Source organism: Gordonia sp. N1V (genome assembly GCF_029269935.1).
Lineage (GTDB): Bacteria > Actinomycetota > Actinomycetes > Mycobacteriales > Mycobacteriaceae > Gordonia > Gordonia polyisoprenivorans.
Genome location: NZ_JARJDD010000004.1, coordinates 281,743 through 304,526 on the forward strand (window position 1 = coordinate 281,743; position 22,784 = coordinate 304,526).

At 67.2% G+C, this 22,784-nt stretch carries 17 protein-coding genes; 5 read left to right on the forward strand and 12 right to left on the reverse strand.

Translation table 11 applies throughout. The features are described from left to right. Positions 1-2 precede the first annotated feature (2 nt). On the reverse strand, positions 3-1,307 hold the full coding sequence (locus P3L18_RS07955) for a lipase family protein (protein WP_079930883.1): 1,305 nt from the start codon (positions 1,305-1,307) through the stop codon (positions 3-5). A 163-nt stretch (positions 1,308-1,470) separates the two neighbouring features. On the opposite strand from P3L18_RS07955, the gene P3L18_RS07960 reads away from it, so the two are divergent. After that, a complete protein-coding gene (locus tag P3L18_RS07960) occupies positions 1,471-2,055 on the forward strand; it encodes an isochorismatase family cysteine hydrolase (RefSeq protein ID WP_079930884.1) in 585 nt (194 codons plus the stop codon). A 163-nt stretch (positions 2,056-2,218) separates the two neighbouring features. Here P3L18_RS07960 and P3L18_RS07965 read toward each other — a convergent pair whose 3' ends face one another. The 9 genes from P3L18_RS07965 to P3L18_RS08005 all read right to left on the reverse strand — a co-directional run bounded on the left by P3L18_RS07965 (position 2,219) and on the right by P3L18_RS08005 (position 13,704). Further along, positions 2,219-3,130: a polysaccharide deacetylase gene (locus tag P3L18_RS07965; RefSeq protein WP_265077277.1), complete on the reverse strand. Its 912-nt coding sequence runs from the start codon at positions 3,128-3,130 to the stop codon at positions 2,219-2,221. Beyond that, positions 3,127-4,179, reverse strand: coding sequence for a GAF domain-containing protein (locus P3L18_RS07970; protein WP_276113807.1), 1,053 nt, complete (start codon positions 4,177-4,179; stop codon positions 3,127-3,129). Before P3L18_RS07970 ends, P3L18_RS07965 begins: the two co-directional genes overlap by 4 nt. 107 nt (positions 4,180-4,286) lie before the next feature. Continuing rightward, positions 4,287-5,141, reverse strand: coding sequence for a polysaccharide deacetylase family protein (locus tag P3L18_RS07975; protein ID WP_253194067.1), 855 nt, complete (start codon positions 5,139-5,141; stop codon positions 4,287-4,289). Between the two features lie 113 nt (positions 5,142-5,254). Beyond that, a complete protein-coding gene (locus tag P3L18_RS07980) occupies positions 5,255-6,598 on the reverse strand; it encodes an amidase (RefSeq protein ID WP_079930888.1) in 1,344 nt (447 codons plus the stop codon). Beyond that, the gene (locus P3L18_RS07985) at positions 6,595-7,401 is read right to left on the reverse strand and encodes an ABC transporter ATP-binding protein (RefSeq protein ID WP_079930889.1); all 807 of its coding nucleotides are present in this window, start codon (positions 7,399-7,401) and stop codon (positions 6,595-6,597) included. Before P3L18_RS07985 ends, P3L18_RS07980 begins: the two co-directional genes overlap by 4 nt. Further along, a complete protein-coding gene (locus P3L18_RS07990; RefSeq protein WP_276113808.1) occupies positions 7,398-8,183 on the reverse strand; it encodes an ABC transporter permease in 786 nt (261 codons plus the stop codon). Before P3L18_RS07990 ends, P3L18_RS07985 begins: the two co-directional genes overlap by 4 nt. Positions 8,184-8,290: 107 nt before the next feature. After that, entirely contained in the window at positions 8,291-9,298 is a 1,008-nt protein-coding gene (locus tag P3L18_RS07995; protein ID WP_172398899.1) for an ABC transporter substrate-binding protein, read from the reverse strand. Between the two features lie 229 nt (positions 9,299-9,527). Next, the gene (locus tag P3L18_RS08000; protein ID WP_253194071.1) at positions 9,528-10,274 is read right to left on the reverse strand and encodes a FadR/GntR family transcriptional regulator; all 747 of its coding nucleotides are present in this window, start codon (positions 10,272-10,274) and stop codon (positions 9,528-9,530) included. Positions 10,275-10,332: 58 nt separating this feature from the next. Further along, positions 10,333-13,704 (reverse strand): DEAD/DEAH box helicase, encoded by a 3,372-nt coding sequence (locus tag P3L18_RS08005; RefSeq protein ID WP_276113809.1) that lies wholly within the window; start codon positions 13,702-13,704, stop codon positions 10,333-10,335. Positions 13,705-13,865: 161 nt separating this feature from the next. Here P3L18_RS08005 and P3L18_RS08010 point away from each other — a divergent pair, with 161 nt between their 5' ends. From P3L18_RS08010 to P3L18_RS08025, 4 genes are all read left to right on the forward strand, one after another. After that, positions 13,866-15,485: a long-chain fatty acid--CoA ligase gene (locus P3L18_RS08010; RefSeq protein ID WP_079930894.1), complete on the forward strand. Its 1,620-nt coding sequence runs from the start codon at positions 13,866-13,868 to the stop codon at positions 15,483-15,485. A gap of 28 nt (positions 15,486-15,513) precedes the next feature. After that, complete coding sequence (locus P3L18_RS08015; RefSeq protein ID WP_276113811.1) at positions 15,514-18,273, forward strand: LuxR C-terminal-related transcriptional regulator; 2,760 nt, start codon at positions 15,514-15,516, stop codon at positions 18,271-18,273. Positions 18,274-18,420: 147 nt separating this feature from the next. Next, a complete protein-coding gene (locus P3L18_RS08020) occupies positions 18,421-19,029 on the forward strand; it encodes a hypothetical protein (RefSeq protein WP_094601517.1) in 609 nt (202 codons plus the stop codon). Between the two features lie 12 nt (positions 19,030-19,041). After that, positions 19,042-20,445, forward strand: a complete 1,404-nt coding sequence (locus P3L18_RS08025) for a carotenoid oxygenase family protein (RefSeq protein ID WP_276113812.1) — start codon at positions 19,042-19,044, stop codon at positions 20,443-20,445. Here P3L18_RS08025 and P3L18_RS08030 read toward each other — a convergent pair. Both P3L18_RS08030 and P3L18_RS08035 read right to left on the reverse strand, forming a co-directional pair. Next, entirely contained in the window at positions 20,340-21,746 is a 1,407-nt protein-coding gene (locus P3L18_RS08030) for an NtaA/DmoA family FMN-dependent monooxygenase (protein ID WP_276113813.1), read from the reverse strand. The genes P3L18_RS08025 and P3L18_RS08030 overlap by 106 nt on opposite strands. Continuing rightward, complete coding sequence (locus P3L18_RS08035) at positions 21,743-22,783, reverse strand: LLM class flavin-dependent oxidoreductase (protein WP_079930898.1); 1,041 nt, start codon at positions 22,781-22,783, stop codon at positions 21,743-21,745. The genes P3L18_RS08030 and P3L18_RS08035 overlap by 4 nt, the downstream gene beginning before the upstream one ends. Position 22,784 lies beyond the last annotated feature (1 nt).

Below are 22,784 nucleotides of genomic sequence, written 5' to 3' on the forward strand. Positions count from 1 at the left end.
TCTCACGCCTTCGGCGTCGACGCCGCCTCAGTCTTACGGAACGGGCCCGTCACCCACTGCCGCGAGATCCGCGGTTCCGGTTGTCCGGCAACAGAAGTCACCGTGCGGTCGCGGGCCGGACGGCCGGCGAGTCGGTGCGAGAGCCACGAGACGGCCAGCGGCCCCGACAGCGGCAGCAGCGAGTAGTGCTCACTGAGTTGATCACGCACATACGTCACCGACGCCCCGTTCTCGCGGTAGCGCTCGACCAGGCTGTCGATGTCGTCGACGTCGATCACCTCGTCGCGCACCGCCTGCACCACCAGCAGCGGGATGGTCGGTGTGTGACTGCCGAGTTGGATGTCGGTCATCATCTCGGCGATCTCGGGTTGCGCGAGCATGTCGGCTACCGGGATGTCGAGGTAATCGTCGACGTCGTGATTCTTGAATTCGCGCAATGCCTCCGGTGTTCCGGTGCGCGCGATCGCGTCGAGGTTGCGCCGGCCTGCCTCGGTGGCGTGCTCGTTGATGGCGGCGTCGAGCGCGGGGTAGACGCGCCGCAGCCCGGCGATCACCATGATCGGCAGCGCAGCATGGAATCCCCCGTTGAGACGCAGCAACGCGGAGGCCATGTTGCCGACCGGCGAGCCGAGGACCGCGCCGATCAGATTCAGTTCCGGTGCGTACGTCGGTGCCATTTCGGCAGCCCACGCGGTGGCCAGGCCGCCGCCGGAGTAGCCCCACATGCCGACCGGCACGTCGGGGGCAAGATCGAGTTCCGGGAGCGCGAGAGCCGCACGGATACCGTCGAGCGTGCGATACCCGGGTTCGCGGGGCGCACCCCATGCACCAAGCATGCCCTCGTGGTCGGGAATCGACACCGCCCAGCCCTTCGCGAGTGCGCGCCGCACCACCAGGAACTCGAAAGGCGCCACCGCACGCCGCGCCCCTGTCCCCTTGCGCAACGCGTACGACGGGAAACAACTCGAGGTGACGGCGTCAATGGCGCACTGAAACGACAGCAGCTGGAACTTGGCCCCGGTCGCCCGACGTCGCGGCAGGACGATGGTGGTCGCGGCCACCCCGGGCACACCGTTGAGGTCGGTGGAGCGGTACAGCACCTGCCAGCCCATGTTGCGGTGATGCGAGGTCCAGAAGTCCTTGAGCTCCACCTGCCGCGTCCGAATGATCTCGCCCGGCTTCAGGCTCTCCAAGCCCTCCGGCGCATCGTAGAAATCGTCCTCGGTGGGCAGGATCGGCGCAGGAACTTCGTCCACGACGTCCGCGCCGTGCGCCGCCGCATTCGCCGTGCTCAGGTCGGCAACCATCACACACCTCTTTTCCGTGTCGCGGCACCCGCACACCAGGTCAGACGGATGCGAGTGCCTTCTACGTCGTTCAACGGTCGGGGGCCGCACACATTCCAGCATTGCCAGGTTCAGGGCGTACTTTCAGGTTCGACGAGTCGACGCACACGCAAGGAGAACCATCGTGACCATGACCACTCTCGACCCGATGACCGCGCTGATCGTCATCGACATGCAACGCGGGATCGCGTTCCGTGACGATCTGGCGCCGCATCCGACGGCGCAGGTCATCGAGCGCATCGGCGAGCTGGTCACCGCCTTCCGCGCCCACGATCTGCCGGTGGTGATGGTCAACGTCGCGGGCATTCCGCCCGGCCGGACCGACCGCAACGCCGGGCAGCCGGCGCGCACCATCGCACTGGAGGCCACCGAGTTCATCGACGACCTCGCTCCCGAGCCCGGCGACATCGTCGTCACCAAACACTCGCGGAGCGCGTTCGTCGGTACCGGGCTCGCCGAGACGCTGCGGGCGCGCGGCGTCACGCAGGTCGTGGTGGTCGGCATCGCCAGCGGGGCGGGCGTGGAGTCGACCGCCCGCGACGCCCACGAAGCGGGCTTCCATGTGTCACTGCCGACGGATGCGATGACCGACTCGAGCGCTGAGCGTCACGCGCACAGCGTCGAGTCGATCTTTCCGCAGATCGCCGAGACCGGTTCCACAGCAAACGTTCTCGCGCTCATCCGCGCGGACTCCACCAGTCGTCAGTAACCGATCTGGTCGTCGATACGCCTTGGTCCCGACCCCTTCCTGACGGCGCCACGCACACGTGGTCACCGTGCCGACGAGTGATCTCTCGACCCACAAGTCCGGTCGCTCTGTTCGCACCGTGGAGTGTTGTCCGATTCCCGCCTCTGGATTCGGTATCGGTCTGCTACCGCCCCACACATTCCGGACGAGCAGCACCCTCGAGCGGGAACCGGCTCCGGAACTCCGCGGCCGCATCGGCCATCGTCACAAACTCGACGCCGTCGAACGACGCCCATCGATCGAGCAACCGCTCGAGCATGAGCAGCACCTGCGGACGCCCCGACACGTCGGGGTGCAGGGTCATCGGGATGACCGCATAGTCGAGCTCCCTATATACCCAGTCGAATTGGTCGTTCCACATCTGCTCGATGTCGCGGGGGTTGACGAAACCGTGTGAGTTGGCGTGGCCTTTGATGAACATCATCGGTGGCAGGTCATCGACGTACCAGTTGCCGCAAAACTCCACCAGATCGATCTCATGCCCGTGCACCAGGGGATGCATCCACGTATGTGCGGGCGCCGAGGTGTCGATGGGAGACCACGTGTCACCGACCCGCGCGTAGAACGGAACGAAATCGTTGTAGTTCTGCGAATGGTCGTAGGTGAATCCGTATTCGGCCAGAATTGCCGTCGTGTGCTCGCTCATCTCCCACCAGGGCGCAACGTATCCCCGCGGCCGTGCCCCGGTGAGTTGCTCGATGAGCGTGACACTGCGTTCCATCACATCGCGCTCCTGCGCGAGACTCAACGACCTCGGATTCTCGTGGCTGTAGCCGTGCGCCCCGATCTCGTGCCCTGCATCGACGCACATCTGCGCCTGCCGCGGGAACGTCTCGATGGAATGGCCCGGCCAGAACCAGGTACTCACCATGCCTCGGCGCGCCAGCAGCCGCAGCAGTCTGGGAACGCCGACCTCGCCGGCGAAGACCCCTCGCTGCATGTCATTCGGTGAATCCTGGCCGCCGTACGAGCCCAGCCACCCTGCACAGGAGTCGACGTCGATGCCGACGCACACCTGGATCGTCTTCGCGGTCATCTCTTCTCTCCATCTCGTCCGGCTATCAGTGCTGCAGTAGCCTTTCCGGCTGTGTCCATCGCTGCGACATCGGCGGCCGACCATTGGCGTTCGCTTCGGCTGTGCGCCGAAAGCCAGGCCGTCACCTCACCGCCGATCTCCACCGGACCGAGCATCTGGGCAGCTATCCCATACACCTCCCGAAGCGACGAGGGCGGAAAGGGCGGACTCTGAAAAGAATTCTGCACCAGCACTTCCCGGTGCCGCAACAGCCACTGCACGGTCTGCATCGACCGCTGATCGACCGGGCCGGCATGCATCATCGACGGCTCCCCCGGCGCGAGAGCCTCGGCAACACTGGTGTCGACGTGCAGGCCGAGTTCCTCATGGTCGACGCGCAGGGTGACGCGGGCACAGCCCAATTGGCGACGTAGTTCGTCGACGATCGCCATGGCTCCGCGCCGAAATGACGCCTGCCTCAGTAGGGTTGCGTGCCCGACGATCTCGGCACCACCGCCCGAGGCTTCCAGCGCCCACCACAACGTGGCAGCAACGCTGTCGAGCACCGGGATTCCCAGTAGGTGCTCCATCTGGCCCGCCACCGCCTCGCCGTCGACGTTGGTGCAGATCAGTGCCACCGCTTCCGGCGCGCTGTCACCGACCGCAGCAGCGAGCAACTCGGCCACCTGGGCCGGCGGCGGATCGGCGAAGGATCTGTTGTCGCTCAATCCCCATTCGGCGTGTGAGACCACACAGATACCGTGCGTGGCGTACTCGGCGGCGATGGCGGCCACCACATCTGGCGTGTACGGGGTGGCGACGGCCAGGCGGGTCACACCGAATGCACGGCAGGCCGCAATGATTGCCAGCGTCGAGGTCGTCGCGGGCACCCCGGTGGCCGCGGTGATCGCGGCGCAGATGTCGTTGTCGTATCGCACACCGAGCCACGATCCGGCGGTGCCGTTCCAGACGATCACATCGACGCCGGCGTCGGCCAACAGTCGTGCCGCCGACACCATCGACTCGGCGTCGAATGCGGCGCCGCTACCTTCGATCGTGATGGTGTGCACGCGGATCCGCGTGTGCACCACTGTCACGTCAGGCCGATGCGCGAGCATTCGCGCGGTTGTCGGCTCCACCACGGTGTTCGACGACGGGACTATCATCCCGATGATGGTCACCTGCCCGCCCCTTCGCTCAGTGCGGCCGGTACCCCGGCGTTGTCGATCCACCACCGCGCGATGTCGATTCGCCGGGCGAACCACACGTCGTCGGATCGCTGGACAGCGTGGTCGAGAAACCGCCGAACTGAGCGAGTACGCGCGGGTCGACCCGCCAGACGCAGGTGCAGGCCGACGCTCATCATGCTTGGGCCCGCCGCACTGTCGGCAACGAGTTCATCGAGGGTGTCGATGAGCTCGTCGCCGAACTGCCGTGCGCCGCTCAATCCCGGCGAGGTCGCGAACCGCATGTCGTTGGTGTCAAAGGCGTAGGGCACCACCAGATGCGGTGATTCCAGGCTTCGGTCCCAATAGGGCACGTCATCGTCGTAGGCATCGGAGTCGTAGACGAATCCGCCCTCCTCGGCGATCAGCCGTCGCGTGTTGGGGCTGGTTCGTCCGGTGTACCACCCTGCGGGTCGCCGACCGGTGGCCGTCGTGATCGCTTCCACGGTGCGCTCGATATGCTCACGCTCGGTGTGTTCATCAACGCCGTGGTAGTCGATCCATCGATAGCCGTGACCGCAGATCTCGTGGCCGCGGTGGGCGAACTCGACGGCCAGCTCGGGATACCGCTCGACGGCCATACCCGCGGCGAAGACCGTCGCCGGAATCCCGTACCCGTCAAAGAGATCGAGGAGCCGCCACGCGCCGACGCGGGTACCGAACCCGTACATTGACTCGGTGCGCAGATCCCGTGCGTTCAGACGCGCCTCGCCGTCGGCGACATCGCATCCGGCGCTCTCGGAGGTCGCGTCGCCGTGCAGCACGTTGCGCTCTGCGCCCTCTTCCCAGTTGATCACCACGCTCACCGCGACGCGTCGTCCGCCGGGCCATCGCCACCTCTGAGGGCTCCGGCCCCGCCCTCGCAGATCACGCGGGTACTCGGCGACACCGCGACCGCCTCCCACACCGGTCGACTGAATCATGATCTCCGTCCTGCGCTGTGCAGAGTCGACTCCGATGCGCTCTGGTTCAACGTGCGCTGCCCAGTGGTCGCAGCCAGTGCCTGAGCGAGATCGCACAGGTCGAGCTCGCCACCGGGCGCACCCACGAGCTGCACCGAGATCGCGCGCTCGCCATCCACCGGCATCGTCATCGCCGGTAGGGCGGTCAGTGATACGGCGCGCAGGTGCGCCATCAGGGCATGGCCTTCCACTCGGACGCCGTCGACCTCCACACCCGCGCCGAACGGTAACGCGCCAGCCGCGGCGCAGGGCATCAGAATAGCGTCGTAGGAGGTCATGGCCTCCCGAAGGCGCTCCCGAAGGCGCAGCGCAGTGGTCCACGCGTCGCGGATCTCGTCGTCGATCACGACGTGGCCAGGGGCGTCCGCCAACACCTCGCGCGTCTGATCACACAGCAGATCCTCATTGCCCCGGACCACAGCGGCCACATCGGACTGATCGTCGAGCCGGGCGCGCAACAGGTTGTAGGTGTCGATGGCCCCGGCAAAGACGTCCTCGGCCATATCGACGGTGTACCCCCGCTCGGTGGCCCGCGCCGCAACCTCGACCACCGCAGCGCGGACCTCACGCGAGATCGGGGCGATCTCGGTGCCGAAGGAGAGCAACAGCCGTCGCGTCCGCGCGCGAGGAATACGGAAATCACACACGGCGTCGGTGGCTCGCCGCAGCGTCTGCGGATCTCGCGCCATCACGCTCACGGTCTCCAGGTGGTTCAGTCGCCACGGTGCAGAACCGCTCCCGGTGGGAGCGCGCCGTGTGGCACCAAGACCGCCGATACGGCCGTCGAGGGGCACTGCGCCGATGCCCGTACGCAATCCGTGGATTCCGAGCGCCTGGGCGGGCCAGCGGGCCGATCCGCCGTAGTCGCCGGCGATGGCGAAGTCGGCGATTCCGGTTGCGACGGCCACGGCATCACCGCCACTGGACCCGCCGGGCGAGAGATCGTCCCGAAACGGGTGCAGGACACGACCACCCAGTCGGGTCTCGGTGTCGATACCGAATCCGAACTCCGCACAGTTGGACTTGCCGACGAACACCGCGCCAGCCTGCCGTGCCCTGGCGACGGCCGTCGCTTCGACAGTCGGCCGATAACCCTGCAGAACGAGACTGCCTGCGCGCGAGGGCACTCCGCGCACCGCGAACAGATCCTTCACACTGAACTGCAGGCCGTGCAGCGGCCCGGGAGGCGCCGACGCCGCCGCCGCGCGGATCGCATAGGGGTCGAAATGGACCATGCAATTGGTCCAGACGTATTCCTCGTGGCACGCCAGGACGTCGGTGATCCGGTCATGTGTGCTCACCGCGTCCGCTCACGTTCGGCGCGGACACCGGCTTCGATACGGTCGGCGATGGCCCGGCGCAGTGCGTTGAAGTCGGGTGCGGTCACGTCGCGTGGATGGGGTGAGCGGACCTCGAAGATCTCGGTCACCTTGCCATCGGCCATGGTGGCCACCCGATCGCTGAGTACCAGCGCCTCCTCGATCGAGTGGGTGACGAACAACGTGGTGACGTTGCGTTCCTGCTGCAGACGCACGGCCAGCTCCTGCATTTCGCGTCGGACGTAGGCGTCCAGTGCAGCGAAAGGCTCGTCCATCACCAAGACGTCGGGACGCATGGCCAGTGCCCGTGCGATACCGACGCGCTGCGCCATACCTCCCGACATCTGGTGCGGATACCGGCCGGCGGCATGTTCGAGGCCCACCTCCGCGAGTTGCTCGATGGCACGGCTCTTCCGTTGCGAGCGCGATAGTTTCAGATGGCGCATACCCTCGGCGACGTTGCCTGCCGCAGTGAGCCACGGGTACAGCGTCGGCGACTGGAACACGACGGCGCGGTCGGGGCCGGGGCCGCCGACGTCGCGGCTACCGATCCGGACCGTTCCCGCGTCCGGGCGCTCGAACCCCGCAAGCAGATTGAGCAGGGTGGTCTTGCCCGTTCCGCTGGGGCCGAGCAGGGAGAAGAACTCCCCGGCTTCGATGTGCAGCGAGCAGCGGTTCAGCGCGGTGGTGCAGCGCCCCTTCTGCCAGTACTGCTTGGTCACGTCATCGAGGTGGACCGAGGTTGCCGCGGTGGCGGCTCGCACCTCTGCGGGGGTGGCACTCATGCGCGAACTCCTGTCGCGGTGTGCCAGCGTAGGGCCGACGAACTGATCGCACGCAAGATCATGTCGGTCGCCAGACCGCAGATCCCGAGAACGATCATGGCGGCGAACACACCCGGGTAGTCGAGGTAGTTGTAACAGTTCCAAATCGTGTATCCCAAACCCGAACGGACAGCCAGCATCTCGGAGGTCACGGCCATCATCCAGGCCAGGCCTAGACCGATCCGCAGGCCGCCGACGATTCCAGGGAGTGCCGCGGGTAACACGATGGCGAAGGTGACGCCGAGCCGTCGACGCCCCATCATCCGCGCCGCACGGACCAGATCGCGCGACACTCCCGAGACCGCCACCGTTGCCGATGCCGCCACCGGGAACACCGCACCGAGAAACACCAAGAAGTAGTTGGTGAGCGAGCCGATGCCCAACACGACGATGCACACCGGAATCCAGGTGGTCGGCGGAACAGGCCCGAGGATCCGCATGGTGGGCGTGAGAAGTTCGTCTGCCCATCGGGATACACCGATGAGGAGGCCGAGGAGAACTCCGACGACGGCGGCCGAGACGAAGCCGATGCCCACTCGCTCGAGGGTCGCGGCGGTGTCGGTCAACAACTTTCCGCTGTAGAACATCCCTCCTTTCGATCCGGTCGCCCAATCGCCGAGGGTCGCCAGCACCATCGACGGCGAGGGGATCAAGGCCGTCGGGAATACTCCCGCCCGCACGATCAGGTCCCAGCCCAGGAGGATCAGGATGGGGACCACCGTCCCCACGAGGACTCTGCGCACCACGCTCATCGAACCGGCTCTTCGTCGATGTTGCTTGGGCGCCAACGGCTCCGGCGGATCTACCACCCCCGTGGCCGACGGTGTGTCACTTACCACCAATACCTCACTCACTGGTTGTCTCCGAGTTCGGCGGGTGAACTCCCGGTCGCTTCCGACAGCGGTGTGTAGTCGACGTGGTCGCGCAGTTGCGCTGCGGTCAGCGACTCGGGAATCAGCTTCTGTGCGTACATCGCGTTGGCGATCGCCTCGATCTGACTCATCGGCATGTCGTAGTCCGGGCTGAGCTGCGGCATCGCCGCAGAGATCGCGGCGTCGGGTACGTTGGTGTATTTCTTGATAGCCGCGACCCACGCTTGCTGTCCGGCAGTGGTTTTCAGATACGGCACGAGCTTGCTCATCCCCTTGGCGATCTCTTTGACCTTGTCGGGGTGCTCGGTGAGGTAGGTCTTGCTGACCACGACGACGTTGGTGAGGTCACCCGCCGGCTGGTCATAGGGGTAGGCGAAGTGCTGGGCGAATTTCTTGTCGATGATCTCAGCGGCGAAGGGCTGTGCCGGGATAGCGGCGTCGACGGACCCGTTCGACAGCGCCTGTCCCATTCCCTCGTAGGGAACGTTGGTCATCTCGACGTCGGTGTTCGGGTCGATTCCCTTGGCGGGCAACTCGAGTCGTAGCTCGATATCTTGCACGGTGCCGAACTGCGAGGCGATCTTGAGCGGCTGCCCCTCGGACTTGGCCTTGCGGGCCGCGGTCACGAAGGCCGGCCAGTCGTTCTCAGCGAGGTGCAGGGCGGGACTGGTGACGAAATCCGAGCCGCCGTTGACCTGGCCGCTGATGGCCACAATCGGTAGCCCTTTGGAGGCCAAACTGACCAGCGCGGTGTAGTCGATCTGCCCGACGCTGATTCGGCCCGACGCCAGACCTGTGCTGAGGTCGGTCAGCTTGGTGAAGTTCTGATAGGTCACCTTCTGCCCGGGCATCTGATCGGGAAGCAACGACATCGCAAGACAGTGCGCGCACTGCGGCGATGCGACGACGATCTCGTCCGAGGCCGCGCTGTCGCCGCTACCGCAGGCGGTCAACAACGCCGCGGACAGGGCGACCGCGGCCGTCATGGTCGAGAGGGTCCTGGTGAATTGTTTCCGGCGCATGGGACGCGCTCCTCCATCTCAATGACGATGATTCGTACGGTCATCGACCGACAAGCATCACGGTATGGCCGCGCAATTGCCCGACCGTAACGCAAAGATCACTGATGATTACAGAGGTGGTCGGACCAATTCTGTGGACATACGTCGGCAAGAGAGCTACCGCTGCGCTATCACCGCCCCCGGCTCCCCCGGCTCACCCGCGTCGACGAGGTGCCCGGGCTATTGGCGAGTCGTCGGCGCCGAAGAGATCGCCACCGATCCTGCGCAGGTGGAGCTCCATCGCCTCGGCAGCGCCGTCGGCGTCACCGAGGGCGATGGCCTCGAGAATCGCCCGGTGTTCGTCGGCTTGTACGTCGGGCTGGTTGGTCGTCGTGCTCGATCCGTTCAGCAGCGCCCACATCGGGTGCGACGCCACGTCCACGAGCTGGCGGGTCACTCCGGCGATGACCGAATTGCCGCAGTACCCGGCGAGTTCGGAGTGGAACGCTTGACTGAGCTGGAAGTAGTTGCCGAAACCACTACGCAGCACCTGCTGGGTCTGTGCGGTGTCCGAGGCGTCGATGAGCGCGGTGAGCCGGCGGATCTCGTCGAGATTGAGACGACCCGCGCACATCCGGGCCATCGTTGGCTCGAGGTGCAGCCGCGCCTCCAGGAGCTCGTTCGGCGAGGCGTCGAGCAACCCCAGGGCGGGATTGTGCATCCGATGCCCCTGCGCGGTGACGTAGCACCCGGAGCCACGCCGGATCTCCACGACGCCGAACAGTTCCAGCGCCAGGAGCGCATCTCGTACCGTCGGTCGCGACGTCCCGCACTCCACGGCCAGATCCCGCTCGTTGGGGAGGCGGTCACCAGGGCTCAGACGTCCCGCGCTGATGGCCGTCAGCACCTGGTTCACGACCTGCATGTACTTGCGGCCACTTCCCGGCGACTCCGGCATCATCTCCGACACGTCGACAGCGTAATCGGTCCGACCACTTGGTGCAGGATCGGCCACCGCGCTACTTCCCCCCGATCAACTCCCGGATGTCGTCGGCGCCGATCGCCGACCCGAACAGGTCGCCGTCGTCGACCACTGCGGTGAACAGTTCGCGCTTGCGATCTTGTAGCGCAACGACTTTCTCCTCGATCGTGCCCGCCGACACCAGGCGGTAGACGTTGACCGGGCGGGTCTGTCCGATGCGGTGGGCGCGGTCGACTGCTTGGGCTTCGGTTGCCGGGTTCCACCACGGGTCGCAGACGAAGCAGTAGTCGGCCTCGGTGAGGTTCAGCCCGAAGCCACCGGCCTTGAGACTGATCAGGAACACCTGCGTCTTACCGCTGGTGAAGCGCTTGATCTCCTTGGCGCGCTGGGTCGCCGACATCGACCCGTCGAGGTAGCTGACGTCGAGACCCATATCGACCAGCCGCTCCTCGATGAGCCGCAGGAATCCGGTGAACTGGCTGAACACCAACGCGGAGTGGCCTTCTGCGATGAGGTCCGGGAGTTGTTCGGCCAGGTAGTCGATCTTCGCCGACGCGATCCCGGCATGCTGATCCTCGACGAGTCCGGCGTGCAAACTCAGCTGCCGCAGCATGGTCAGCGACCGGAAGATCGCGAAGCGGTTCTCGTCGAAGTCGCCGAGCAACCCGAGCACCTTCTGCCGTTCCCGGGTCAGGCGGGTCTGATAGATCTTGTCGTGCTTGGTGTTCAGATCGATCGAGAGAACCTGCTCCTGCTTGGCGGGCAGATCCGCGGCGACCTGCTCCTTGGTGCGGCGCAGCATCACGGGCCGAATCCGGCGGCGCAGCAACGCCAGCCGCTCGGGCTCCACCCCGGATTCGATGGGCTTGCGGAAGTACTCGGTGAACGTCTTCGGTGACGAGAACAACCCGGGCGCGGTCAGCGACAGCAACGACCACAACTCCATCAGGTTGTTCTCCATCGGGGTGCCGGTGATGGCGAGTTTGAACTCGGCCCGCAAGCGTCGAGCGCACTGGTGGCCCTTGGAGTTGTGGTTCTTGACGAACTGGGCTTCGTCGAAGATGACGCCGGTCCAGTCGGCCTCGTCGAACTCCTCGAACCCGATGCGCATCAACGCATACGAGGTGATGACGATCTGTCGGCCGGCGATCCGCTCGGCGAGCGGGACCCCGACGCGGGCGCTGGTGGCGGTGACGGTGAGGACCTCGAGGTCGGGCGTGAAGCGTGCCGCCTCGGCGGCCCAGTTGGAGATGACGCTGGTGGGTGCGACCACCAGGAATCGGCCGTCGGGTTCTTCCTGTAGTGCCGTCGCGATCATCGCGAGGGTCTGCACCGTCTTGCCCAACCCCATGTCGTCGGCGAGGATGCCGCCAATCCGGTTCTCCCACAGGAAATTCAGCCAATTCAGCCCTTCGGCCTGATAGTCGCGCAGTTCGGCGGTGAAGCCCTCGGGAAGCGCACACGGTGCGGGCGGCTGCGCTGCGGCGAGGCGTTTCATCCGCCTCTCCCACACGGCGAGTTCCTTGTCGACGACGCCGAGCGCCATCAGCTCGTCCCACAGGGTGGCGTTGTGGGAGCGCTGGCGTACCTTTCCGTTCTCGAGCTCACCGAGCGCACGGGCCTCGTCGATGAGTTCGGCCAGCCGCCTCAGTTCCGGGTTGTCCAACGCGAAGTAGATGCCGTTGGGTAACAGCATGTGGGTGGCCTCGCCGGACAGTTCCCGCACGATGTCGGCGAGGGCGACCTTGTTGCCACCGATGTCGATGGTGATGGTCAGCCCGAACCAGTCGGAATTGCCGAAGTCCTTCCCGCCGAACGAGATCTGCGGTGGGGAGTCCGCCTCACGGTAATCGAGCACCTCACCCTCGAAGATCACCTCCACCCCCAGCTCCCGGAGTTGTGGCAGCACCTCGACGTGCAGCATCGCCGCCTCCAGCGGCGCGAATCGCAGCGGCCGGGTGAGCGCCGGGATGTCGGCGGCCTCGATCAGCGACTTGGCCGGCGTGACGAGCAGTCGGTTCAGGTCCGTCGCGCGGTTCAGGTCCGTCGCGTGATTCGACGACGCGATGCGGTGGCGGACGGCTTGCCTCCGCCAGTCGCCGCACAGCGTCGCCGCGTGCATCAGGAGCGGCCTGATGCTCGCCCACGCCTGCTGCTCCGCGTCGAGATCACGAAGCCGCGACGGGTGGTCGACGGGAAAGACCCGTTGGCGTCCGTTGACCTCGTAGGCGACCTCCCAGGTCACCTCGGAGCCCTCGTCGTCGGAGCGGACGGTGAGCTGCAGTTGTGGGCCGCTGACCTCGGCGTCGACCAGCGCATCCTCGACCACCTCGACCGCCATCGACTCGGCCAGCCGCGGAAGCATCTCGGTGGCGAACTCGTCGATGTCGGCTGCGGGGATGCGCGCCGAACGATTCGCGAACAAGTTCTTGAGCGCCTCGATAGACGCCGGCGGGGTGAACGGACCCATGAGCAACGTCTTGTCGGAGCGGGCGAAGATCCCGTGTGGTTCGGGGTCGCCGAGGAGCCCGGCGGGCGATCCGTCCCAGATGTGGCCGTCGATCACGAGGTTCGGCGAGACGACGAGTCCGTCGTCATCGCGCGTCACCACCAGCTGCGCCGACGACTCCTTCACCAGTTGCACCTCGGAGGTGCGGGTGGTCTTGGCGTGCGGCACCAACGCGACCCCGGCGTCGACCGCCGCTGCGAGCAGGTCCCAGATGTCGGCAGGTGCGTCCTCGAGCCGAAAGACCTGGTCATGGGCGTAGCGGTCACCGATCCGCATCGCACGACCGATGGCCCGCACCCGGCGGAGGTGCTCGGGCACGAAATCCTCGACCGCGCGGTCCTGTCCGGACGATCCCCACACCGACCGAACCTCCGGCTCGATCGAATTCCACGACACCCCGGTGCGAACCCACGAGCCGTTCTTTCCCGGCGTTACCAGACGCAGGGTGGGCCCGGTCATCTTCTTCGGTCCACCGCCGGGCATCTCGATCAGAATGCCCAGCGGTGCGGTCCCGACAGTGGTTGTCGCCTCGTCGCGGACGAGTCCGTCGAGGAGCAGTCGCCAGGGGGCGATCGAGGTGGTGGCGCGCCGCGGCTGTGCGGCCGCACTCGCGGTCAACAGCAGCGCGACGAGGTGCTTGCAGTCGACACCAACCGGGCACGTGCACCACGCGTCGGTGAGGTCGTATTCGCCGCCGACTCTCGAGAAGCTGGCCTCGACGCGATAGACCTTGCCGCGTGAGCCATCACACTGCCCCACCAGATGCCGACCGTCCGCCGTCCAGGTGAGACCAGAGATCCGTCCCTCGTTGGCATACGCCATCCCGCGGGAGACGGTCGGTCCGTCGAACTCCGCGCGGAGGTAGCTCTCGTCCATATCCAGTGGCTGCAGTGGTGCCATGCGCCCGAGAGTATCGAGGGGCTCCGACATTCTCGGGGCATGACGCGGAGGCCTGTGGCAGGTGTGCATGCTGGTCACGGATGTGATCGGCGTAATCTCGCCCATGGTCGCAGGGTGCAATGTCATCCTCGTAAATCAGGCACCACCGATCAGGAGAACTGATGCGCAGCACCATGCAAGACGTCCCGTTGTCGATCGCGCAGATCCTGCGCCACGGCAGCACCGTCCACGGCACCGCCGAGGTCATCACGTGGATGGGAACCGAATCGCGCCGCCGCAGCTACGCCGAGGTGGGGCGCCGTAGCGCCGCACTCGCCAACGCGCTGCGCGGACTCGGCGTCACCGGCGATCAGCGGGTGGGCACCTTCATGTGGAACAACGCCGAGCACCTCGAGGCCTACCTGGCGGTGCCGGCGATGGGCGCAGTGCTGCACACCCTCAACATCCGGCTGTTCCCCGAACAGCTGGTGTTCGTCGCCAACCACGGCGAGGATCACGTCATCATCGTCGACCCGACGCTGCTGCCGCTGCTCAACCCGCAGCTGCCCGAGCTGACGACGGTCAAGCACATCATCGTCACCGGCGAGGACACCTCCGGCGTCGAGGCGCCCGAGGGCATGACGGTCCACTCGTACGAGGCACTGATCGCCGATCAGCCGGGCACCTTCGACTGGCCCGAGGTCGACGAGCGTGACGCCGCCGCGATGTGTTACACCTCCGGCACCACCGGCGACCCGAAAGGTGTTGCCTACTCCCATCGTTCGATCTATCTGCATTCGATGCAGGTGTGCATGACCGAAGGCCCGGCGCTCAAGCAGGGCGATCGTGCGCTGGCTGTGGTCCCGCAGTTCCACGCCATGTCGTGGGGACTTCCCTACGCGGCGTTCATGATCGGTGCGTCGCTGATCATGCCCGACAGGTTCTTGCAGCCCGAACCGCTGGCCGCCCTGATCGCCGCCGAGCAGCCAACGTTCGCCGCGGCCGTCCCGACCATCTGGCAGGGCCTGCACCAGTATCTCGAGCAGCATCCGCAGGACATCTCCTCGATGCACGACGTCCTCATCGGCGGGTCGGCGGTGCCGCCGTCGCTGATGCACATCTTCGCCGAGCAGCACGACATCCAGGTGTTGCACGCCTGGGGCATGACCGAGACCTCACCGTTGGGGTCGGTCGCGCGTCCGCCGGCCGGCACCGAGGGTGAGGAGCGCTGGCGCTACCGCTACACGCAGGGCCGGTTCCCGGCGTCGGTGCAGGCGCGCATCGTCGACGACGGCAAGGTGTTGCCGAATGATGGTGAGAGCGTTGGCGAACTCGAGGTCCGCGGACCGTGGATCACCGGCGCCTACTACGGCGTCGACGCCCCGGAGAAGTTCGACGACGGCTGGCTGCGCACCGGCGACGTCGGCACCATCACCCCCGACGGTTACCTCACGCTGACCGACCGCACCAAGGACATCATCAAGTCCGGCGGCGAGTGGATCTCGTCGGTGGATCTGGAGAACGCCGTCATGGGGCATCCCGACGTCATCGAAGCCGCCGTCATCGGCGTCCCCGACCCCAAGTGGGACGAGCGGCCGCTGGTGGCCGTGGTGCTGCGCGAGGGCTCGGATGCGACGCCGGACTCGCTGCGAGAGTTCTTGTCCGACAAGGTCGCCAAGTGGCAGCTGCCGGAGAACTGGACGGTCATCAACGAGGTCCCGAAGACCAGCGTCGGCAAGTTCGACAAGAAGCGCCTGCGCTCGCAGTACCACGACGGCGGGTTGTCGGTGACGCAGCTCTGAGGGTGGGGGTCCGTCTACCCTGAACCCCATGGCGCGAGTGCACAAGCAGGGCCGTCGCGAGCTGATCGACGATCTTCGCGCGGCCCTGTCCACGGCACTCGCGCCGACCGGCACCTCTCGTGGTGCCGCGAAGGCCCCGGCGCCGACGACGCTGATCCTCACCGCCGGCCCGGGTGCCGGTAAGTCGCACACGCTGGCGCAGTTGCGGTCCGAGGTCGATGTGCGGACGACGTGGACCTCGGCCCACGAGTTGTCGTGGCGGCAGCCGTTCGCGGTGGCCGCCGCACTCGTCGGTGCCGACCTGCCCGCGGTGATCCCCGACGGCTACGGCGACAGCCTGTACGACCGGGTTGATGCGATGTGTGCCGACGGTCCGCTCGCGCTGTTCCTCGACGACGCGCATCATGCCGATGCGGAGTCCCTCACCCTGCTCACGCGATTGTCGGCGGCGGCGCGTGATCTGCCACTGGTGGTGATCGTCGGACGCCGACCGCTGCCCGAGCGAGAACTGTTGACCCGCTTGGCCGCTCGCCCGACGGCGCGCGAATGGTCACTACCGCTGATGTCGGGCAACGAGATCGCCGCAGTGTGCCGCGAGGTCGTCGGCGCCGAGCCGGACCGCGCACTGCTCGGCGCGCTCGCCGCGGCTCATGGCAATCCGATGCACGCGATCTCGCTGCTGCGCACCCTCGATCAGTCGGGCGATCTGATCATCACCGACGGCCGCGCCACCCTGGGCGCCGGGGCCAGTGCCCGTGTGTCGACGGGCGATCGCGATGCCGTCGCCGAGCATCTGGCCCTGCTGGATTCGCGGGCTCGCGATCTGACGCAGAAGCTCGCGGTGTGGGGTGGACCGGCGACACTCGTCGATCTCGCCGCCATCGACAACGCGGCGCCGGCCTCTTTGATCGGTGCCGCCCAGTCGGCCACCGACGCCGGCATCATCACCACCGACGACGACGGGACCCTGTCGTTCACCCACGATCTGTACGCCGATGTCACCTACCAGCAGCTCGCGCCGGCATTCCGCACGATCCTGCACGACGCCATCGCCGATCTGCCGCAGACCCGCGGCGATCACCAGCGTGAAACCCATCACCGACTAGCCTCCGGGACCGACCCGAACGCCATCGCCGACGCGGTCCGCCGGGCTCGGGATGACCTCACCCACTCACCTGCAGTGGTCGTCGACCTCCTCGATCCCCTCGCCCGGCAGGGCGACACCGCAACGGGCGTGCACCTGCCGCTCTCGGTCGCCCTCGCGCGCACCGGTCAGCTCACTCGCGCGGCCACCACCGCCACCGAGGGGCTCGCGCACACCACCGACCCCGAGGAATTCGCCGGCCTGCGCGGCGTCCAGCTGTTCGCGCTCGTCGCGCGCGGCGAGACCCACCAAGCCCGGGCGCTCGTCGACGAGACCCTCGCGTTGCCCATCGACGACGCCGTCGCCGAACGCCTCGGCGATCTCCGACGACACGTCGAGCTCCTTGAGGGGCTCTCGCCGGTCCCGACGACCCCGTTCATCGACGTCTCCACCGACCTGAGCCGACGCTCGGCACCCGGATTGACCACCGAGGGGCTGCGTCTGTTCCTCTTGGGACATCTCGACGCCGGGCTGCAGCTGACCTTGCAGGCCTCGGCCCGCGAGACCACCGACCCGGCCGGCCGTGGACCGCACCCCACCTCTGCCGACATCTGGCCGCCGCTGATCGAACTCTACGCACGCGGCCCGGCCGCGGCCGACGATCTCCTCACCGGTATGACCCGACTACGGACCAGCCGGGGCACCGACTGGATGACCGCATATCACGAATTCACCCGGGCAGGAATAGAACTCGGACTCGGACACCTCGACAATGCGGCCGCCACCTGGGATGCCGGACTGGAGCTGGCCGCCGGCGCCGACATGGGGTGGACGTCGCTGGCCGACGGCGGGCGCGCGATGATCGACGTCCTGCGCGGTGACCTCGCCGCAGCAGCCGCACGACTCGACGACTGGTCATCCGGCGACGCGCCCGACCAGTTCGGCATCAAGGTGCACGACCGCGTGCAGACCCTGCTGCTGGAATCCCGGCGCAAACTGCGTCCCGCCGCCGCGGCGGCCAGCGCCAACTGGGCCTCACTGATGCAGCGACGGCTGTTCACCCACGCCACGACGTTCTCCCTCGACTTCGCCCGGATCGGCACCCGAGCCCAGGACCTGGGCCTCGTCGAGGCGGTCGCCGACGGCCTCGCCGCATCCGGAGCCACCGAGCTGCCCTACCTCCGAGCCGTCGCGGCGTTGGCCGGCGCCCGCTGCGATGCGTCGCTCGGGCGCCGTGATCTGCGCGCGGTGGTCGAGGTGGGCCAAGAATCGGCGGAGGTCCTGCACGCCGCGGGCGATCAATTGGTCGAGGCCTCCGCCTGGGAAGAAACTGCTTGTGCCGCAGCAGCTCTGGGTGACACCGAAGCCGCTCGGGAGTACGCGCGGACCGCGCTGATGCTCACCCAGGGCATGGGCGCGGTCACCGCGTCATCCCGGATCGTCTCCCGCCTGCGGCCGATGGGTGTACGCATGGACCCGAACACGGTCCGCGACCGGCCCACCCACGGCTGGGACAGTCTGACGCCCACCGAACGCACCGTCGCCGACCTGGTGGCGACGGGAGCCTCCGGCGCCGACGTCGCCGACCAACTGTTCATCTCGCCGCGCACCGTCCAGACCCATGTGTCGCACGCACTGGCGAAACTGGGGCTGAAAACCCGCGTCGAGCTGGCCGCTTACGTCGCCGGACGGCATCGCGACTGACCCGACCCAGGTCCCGTTGGCAGAGAAATCTCCGTGGTTTGCAGAGAAATCTCAGTGATGACACAGATGTCTGCGTCATCGGCACGGACGAGAGTGGACAACAGAACGGCACACCACCGGCCGACCACTCCGACAAGGACACACGCCATGAACGCACTCCTCATGATCCTGGGGCTCGCCCCCTGGTTCGTCTTCTCGCTCGTCGCCCAGAACACCGGCGACAACGTCGCCCTCGCCGCAGGGGTCGCGTGCGCGATTGCCTTCGCAATGGCCGCGTGGGGCGCCTTCCGCGGCCGCAGCTGGAAGATCCTCGACGTCACCGCCATCGCCGTCTTCGGCATCCTCGCCGTGGTCGGGCTCTTCGCCGGCGATCAACTCAACGTCACACTCACCAACTTCGCGCGCGGCGGACTGACATTCGTGCTGGCCGCGATCATGCTGATCTCGGCATTCACCATTCCCTTCACCGAGCAGTACGCCCGCGAGAGCGTCGATCCGGCACTGTGGCATTCACCGATCTTCCGTGAGAAGAACCGTCGGATCAGCCTGGTGTGGGCGGGCGCGGTGTTCCTCATGGGCTGCTCCCACGTCGTCGCCGGAGTTCTCGCCGACCACGCCGCACCCGGCACCGCTCCGGGCAACGTCATCCTCAACTGGGTGATCCCGATCGTGCTGATCGTCCTGGCCGTCAAGCAGACCCAGCGCATCGCCGGTGCCCAGGTCCCCGCCACCGCCACCTCCTCGCATCAGGCCTGAAAGGCGCCCGCCATGAGTCTCACCTCGCCCTCCACCCGGCCGGCCCCGGTCGACCTCGCTCACCACAGCCACCTCACCGGGGTGTTCGCCCCGCAACGCGAGGAGGTCGACGTCGCCGACCTCACCGTCCACGGTGACCTGCCAAACAACCTGCGCGGCAGCTATCTTCGCAACGGCCCCAACCCCCGCTTCGACCCGATCGGCTCCTACGTCTATCCGCTCGACGGCGACGCGATGGTGCACCGCATCAGCATCGCCGACGGCGCGGTGCGTTACACCAACAGATTTGTCCGCACCCCGATGGTTGTCGCCGAAGAGGCTGCCGGACAAGCACTCTGGTCGGGAATCACCGACGGCTACGCGCCGGGCGCCGACGAAGTCGGACCGGAGCTCGCGGGCACCTTCCGCCAATTGCCCGACATCAACATCGTCTCGCACTCGGGACGTCTGATGGCGATGGCCGAATCCGACCGCCCCTTTCTGCTCGACCCGGCAGACCTCTCGACGCTCGGCCCGACCGACTGCGCGGGCGCGATGACCGTGGGCAGTACCGCCCACCCTAAGCTCGATCCGGCCACCGGCGAGCTGGTCCTGTTCAACTACGCCCTCGACGCGCCGTACCTCACGTGGTCGGTGATCGCCGCCGACGGAACGGTCACCCGCACACCCACTCCCGTCGACGGGCTGACCGAGCCGGTGATGATTCACGACATGGCGCTCACCGAACGCTATGTGGTGCTGTTCGTGTGCCCGCTCGTCTTCGACATCGAGGCGATGCTCACCGGTGGCTCGCTGCTGTCGTGGCGTCCCGACGACGGCACCCGGATCGCGCTGATCCCCCGCGACGGCGGCCCGATCCGGTGGGTACAGACCGATCCGTTCTGGGTGTGGCACTTCGCGAACGCCTTCGACAATGCCGACGGCACCGTCACCGTCGACTACGTCGAGTGGACCTACCCCGGCGGCTTCGCCGACGTGAAGCGCCCGGCGTCGTCGCCCCTGACCCGCGCGGTGATCGACCCGAACCGCGGGATCGTCCGGACCGTCCTGAGCGACCACGCACACAACATGGAGTTCCCGCGCGTCGACGACAGGCTGCTCACCGAGAACCATCGCCGGATCGCCACCGTCGGGCACGGACCCCACGACAGCGGCGTCCGAGACAGCCTCTGGTTCCACGACCTGGCCGCCGACACCGAAACCTGTTGGACCCCTGGTGTTGCCATCGGTGAGCCGATCTTCATCCCGGGCGAGGGCCACGACTACTGGGGTGCGATCGGCACCGATACCGAGTCGATGCGCTCGAGGTTCTATCTCCTCGACGCCGACCGGCCGGCCGACGGACCGATCGCAACGGTCGACCTGCCGATCCGCGTGCCGGCGGGGCTGCATGGGGCGTGGGTGGCCGGGGACTGAGGGAACGGCAGCCCGAAGCGCTCGCGGAGTGTGCGTGCGGGATACGTACGGTGAAACAGACCGCGTTCCTGCAGGATCGGGACGACGAGCGTCGCGAAGTTCTCGAAGTCGACAGAGGTGTCGGCGGGCATGATCGTGAATCCGTCGGCGGTGCCGGCCTCGAACCAGGACTGCAGGTCGTCGGCGACCTGCTCGGGTGAACCGACCACCAGCCGGTGGCCGGAACCCCCGGCGCCGGACTGCACCAATTGCCGTGGCGTGCGCGGTGACTGCGCGATGAGAGCGCGGGTCGAGACACTGAAGCCGGTCGAGAACGCGGTACCCGGGATGGCATCGGGCAGATCATGGATCGAGATCGGGTCATCGGGGCCGAACGATCCCGGTGGCAGACCGAGGTTCGCGACCAGCTCGTTGGTGAGCCGGTCGATCGGCAGGGTCGCGTAGAGTTCGTCCGCGCGTCGCGCCGCCTCGTCGGCCGTCGCACCGACCAGCACGACGACACCGAGCGACACCTTGACGTCGTCGGGATGACGTCCGTCCGCGGTGGCGCGGCGTCGGATCTCGTCACGGAATGCTGTTGCCTTGTCTTTTGTTTGGGCGACGGTGAACACGACGTCGGCGTACTGACCGGCAAGTCGGAGTCCGCCCTCGGAACCACCGGCCTGCACGATCACCGGGCGCCCCTGCGGGCCGGGCGCGACAGGCAGCGGCCCGGCCACCGAAAAGAACTCCCCCACATGGTCGATCGACGCGATCTTCGCCGTGTCGGCATAGCGACCGGACTGTTTGTCGGCGATGAGCCAGTCGGGTTGCCAGCTGTCCCAGAGTCGTGTGGCGACCTCCAGGAACTCCGATGCCCGCCGATACCGGGATTCCTTGTCAGGGTGGGCGGGCAGGCCGAAGTTGGCTGCGGCCGCCGGTGTTCCGGTGGTGACGATGTTGACCGCTGCGCGCCCCTTGGTCACATGATCGAGTGCCTGGAAGCGCCGCGCCAGGTTGTAGGGCGAGTTGTAGGTGGTCGACGCGGTGGCCACGATGCCCAGGTTCTCGGTGACCGCGGCCAGAGTGCCGAGCAGCACAGCCGGATCCAGACCGGTACCAGGAGCTTCGGCGATCTCGCCGCGCAGCGCGGGGCCGTCCCCGAGGAACACCGCGTCGATGGTGGCGGCCTCGGCGATCCGCGCGAGCCGCTGGAAGTGGTCGATGTCGAGGTAGGCGAGCGGATCGACGTGCGGCAGCCGCCACGCCTGCCGGAAGTGACCCGGCGTCATCAACGAGATGGTGAGGTGAAATCCGGTCATACCTGGCTTCTTTCGGACGGTGTCCACCCCAGCAGCGGCGCCAGGTCTCGGGCGGTGGACTCCAGCAGTCGGAGATGTTCGTCGAGGTCGGGCACCCCGGGGACGAAGCTGATGAGCAGATCGGTGGCCTCACCGACCGCGGGGTCGGCGGCCAGCGCCTCGGCGATGGAGTAGGCCGGGCCCAGCAGCGCGCGGTCGGCGGCCAGGTACTCCTCCACACTCTGCGCATGTTTGGGGGCACCCGAGGTACTCCAGCTCCGCCACCGATGGACGCCCGGCGTCACGAGCCGGACCGCTTCGGCGCGGTCGGGATGTGGATAGACGGCCCGCGACACCTGGATTCGTGGCGGGTGCCGGGTGTCGGTCCACGCGGCTCGATACGACGAGATCCACGATGCCTGCGCGGCTTGCGCGTCCTCGACCGTCCCGCCGCTCCACGCGTTGGCCCGCGAGAGCTGCAGACCGTCACCGGCGAGCGCGGCCGCCGCGGCGGAGGCGTGCGCATAGTCCGGGTTGCTGGTGGTGGCCTGCCACAGTCGGCGGCGCACACCGTCGCCCGGCGGGTACAGGGATTCGCCCGCCGCATTGACCGGTGCACCCTCCAACACCTCGTGCAGGCGCGACACCGACTCCCCGAAGATCCGTTGACGATCGGCCAGGTCCTTCCCGAACGCCTCCCACGCGCCCGGGAAGGGGCCCGACCCGACACCGAGTTGCAGCCGTCCACCCGAGAGGGCATCGACGGTGGCGGCGTCCTCGGCGACCCGCAGCGGGTCCTCGAGCGGCAGGACGAGCACACCGGTTCCGAGCCCGATCCGCTTGGTGTGCTGGGCGATTGCTCCGAGTGCCACCAGCGGTGCGGAGATCTGTTCCTTGCCCTGCCGGAAGTGCCGCTGGATCACCCAGCCCGAGTCGAAGCCCAATTCCTCTGCGGCGACGAAGATGTCGATGGTCTCGCGGTAGGCCTGGGCCACCGGTAGATCGTTGTCGAGGTGCAGGAGGAAGTTGAGCCGCAGCGGCCGCTTTCGCTCGCTCATG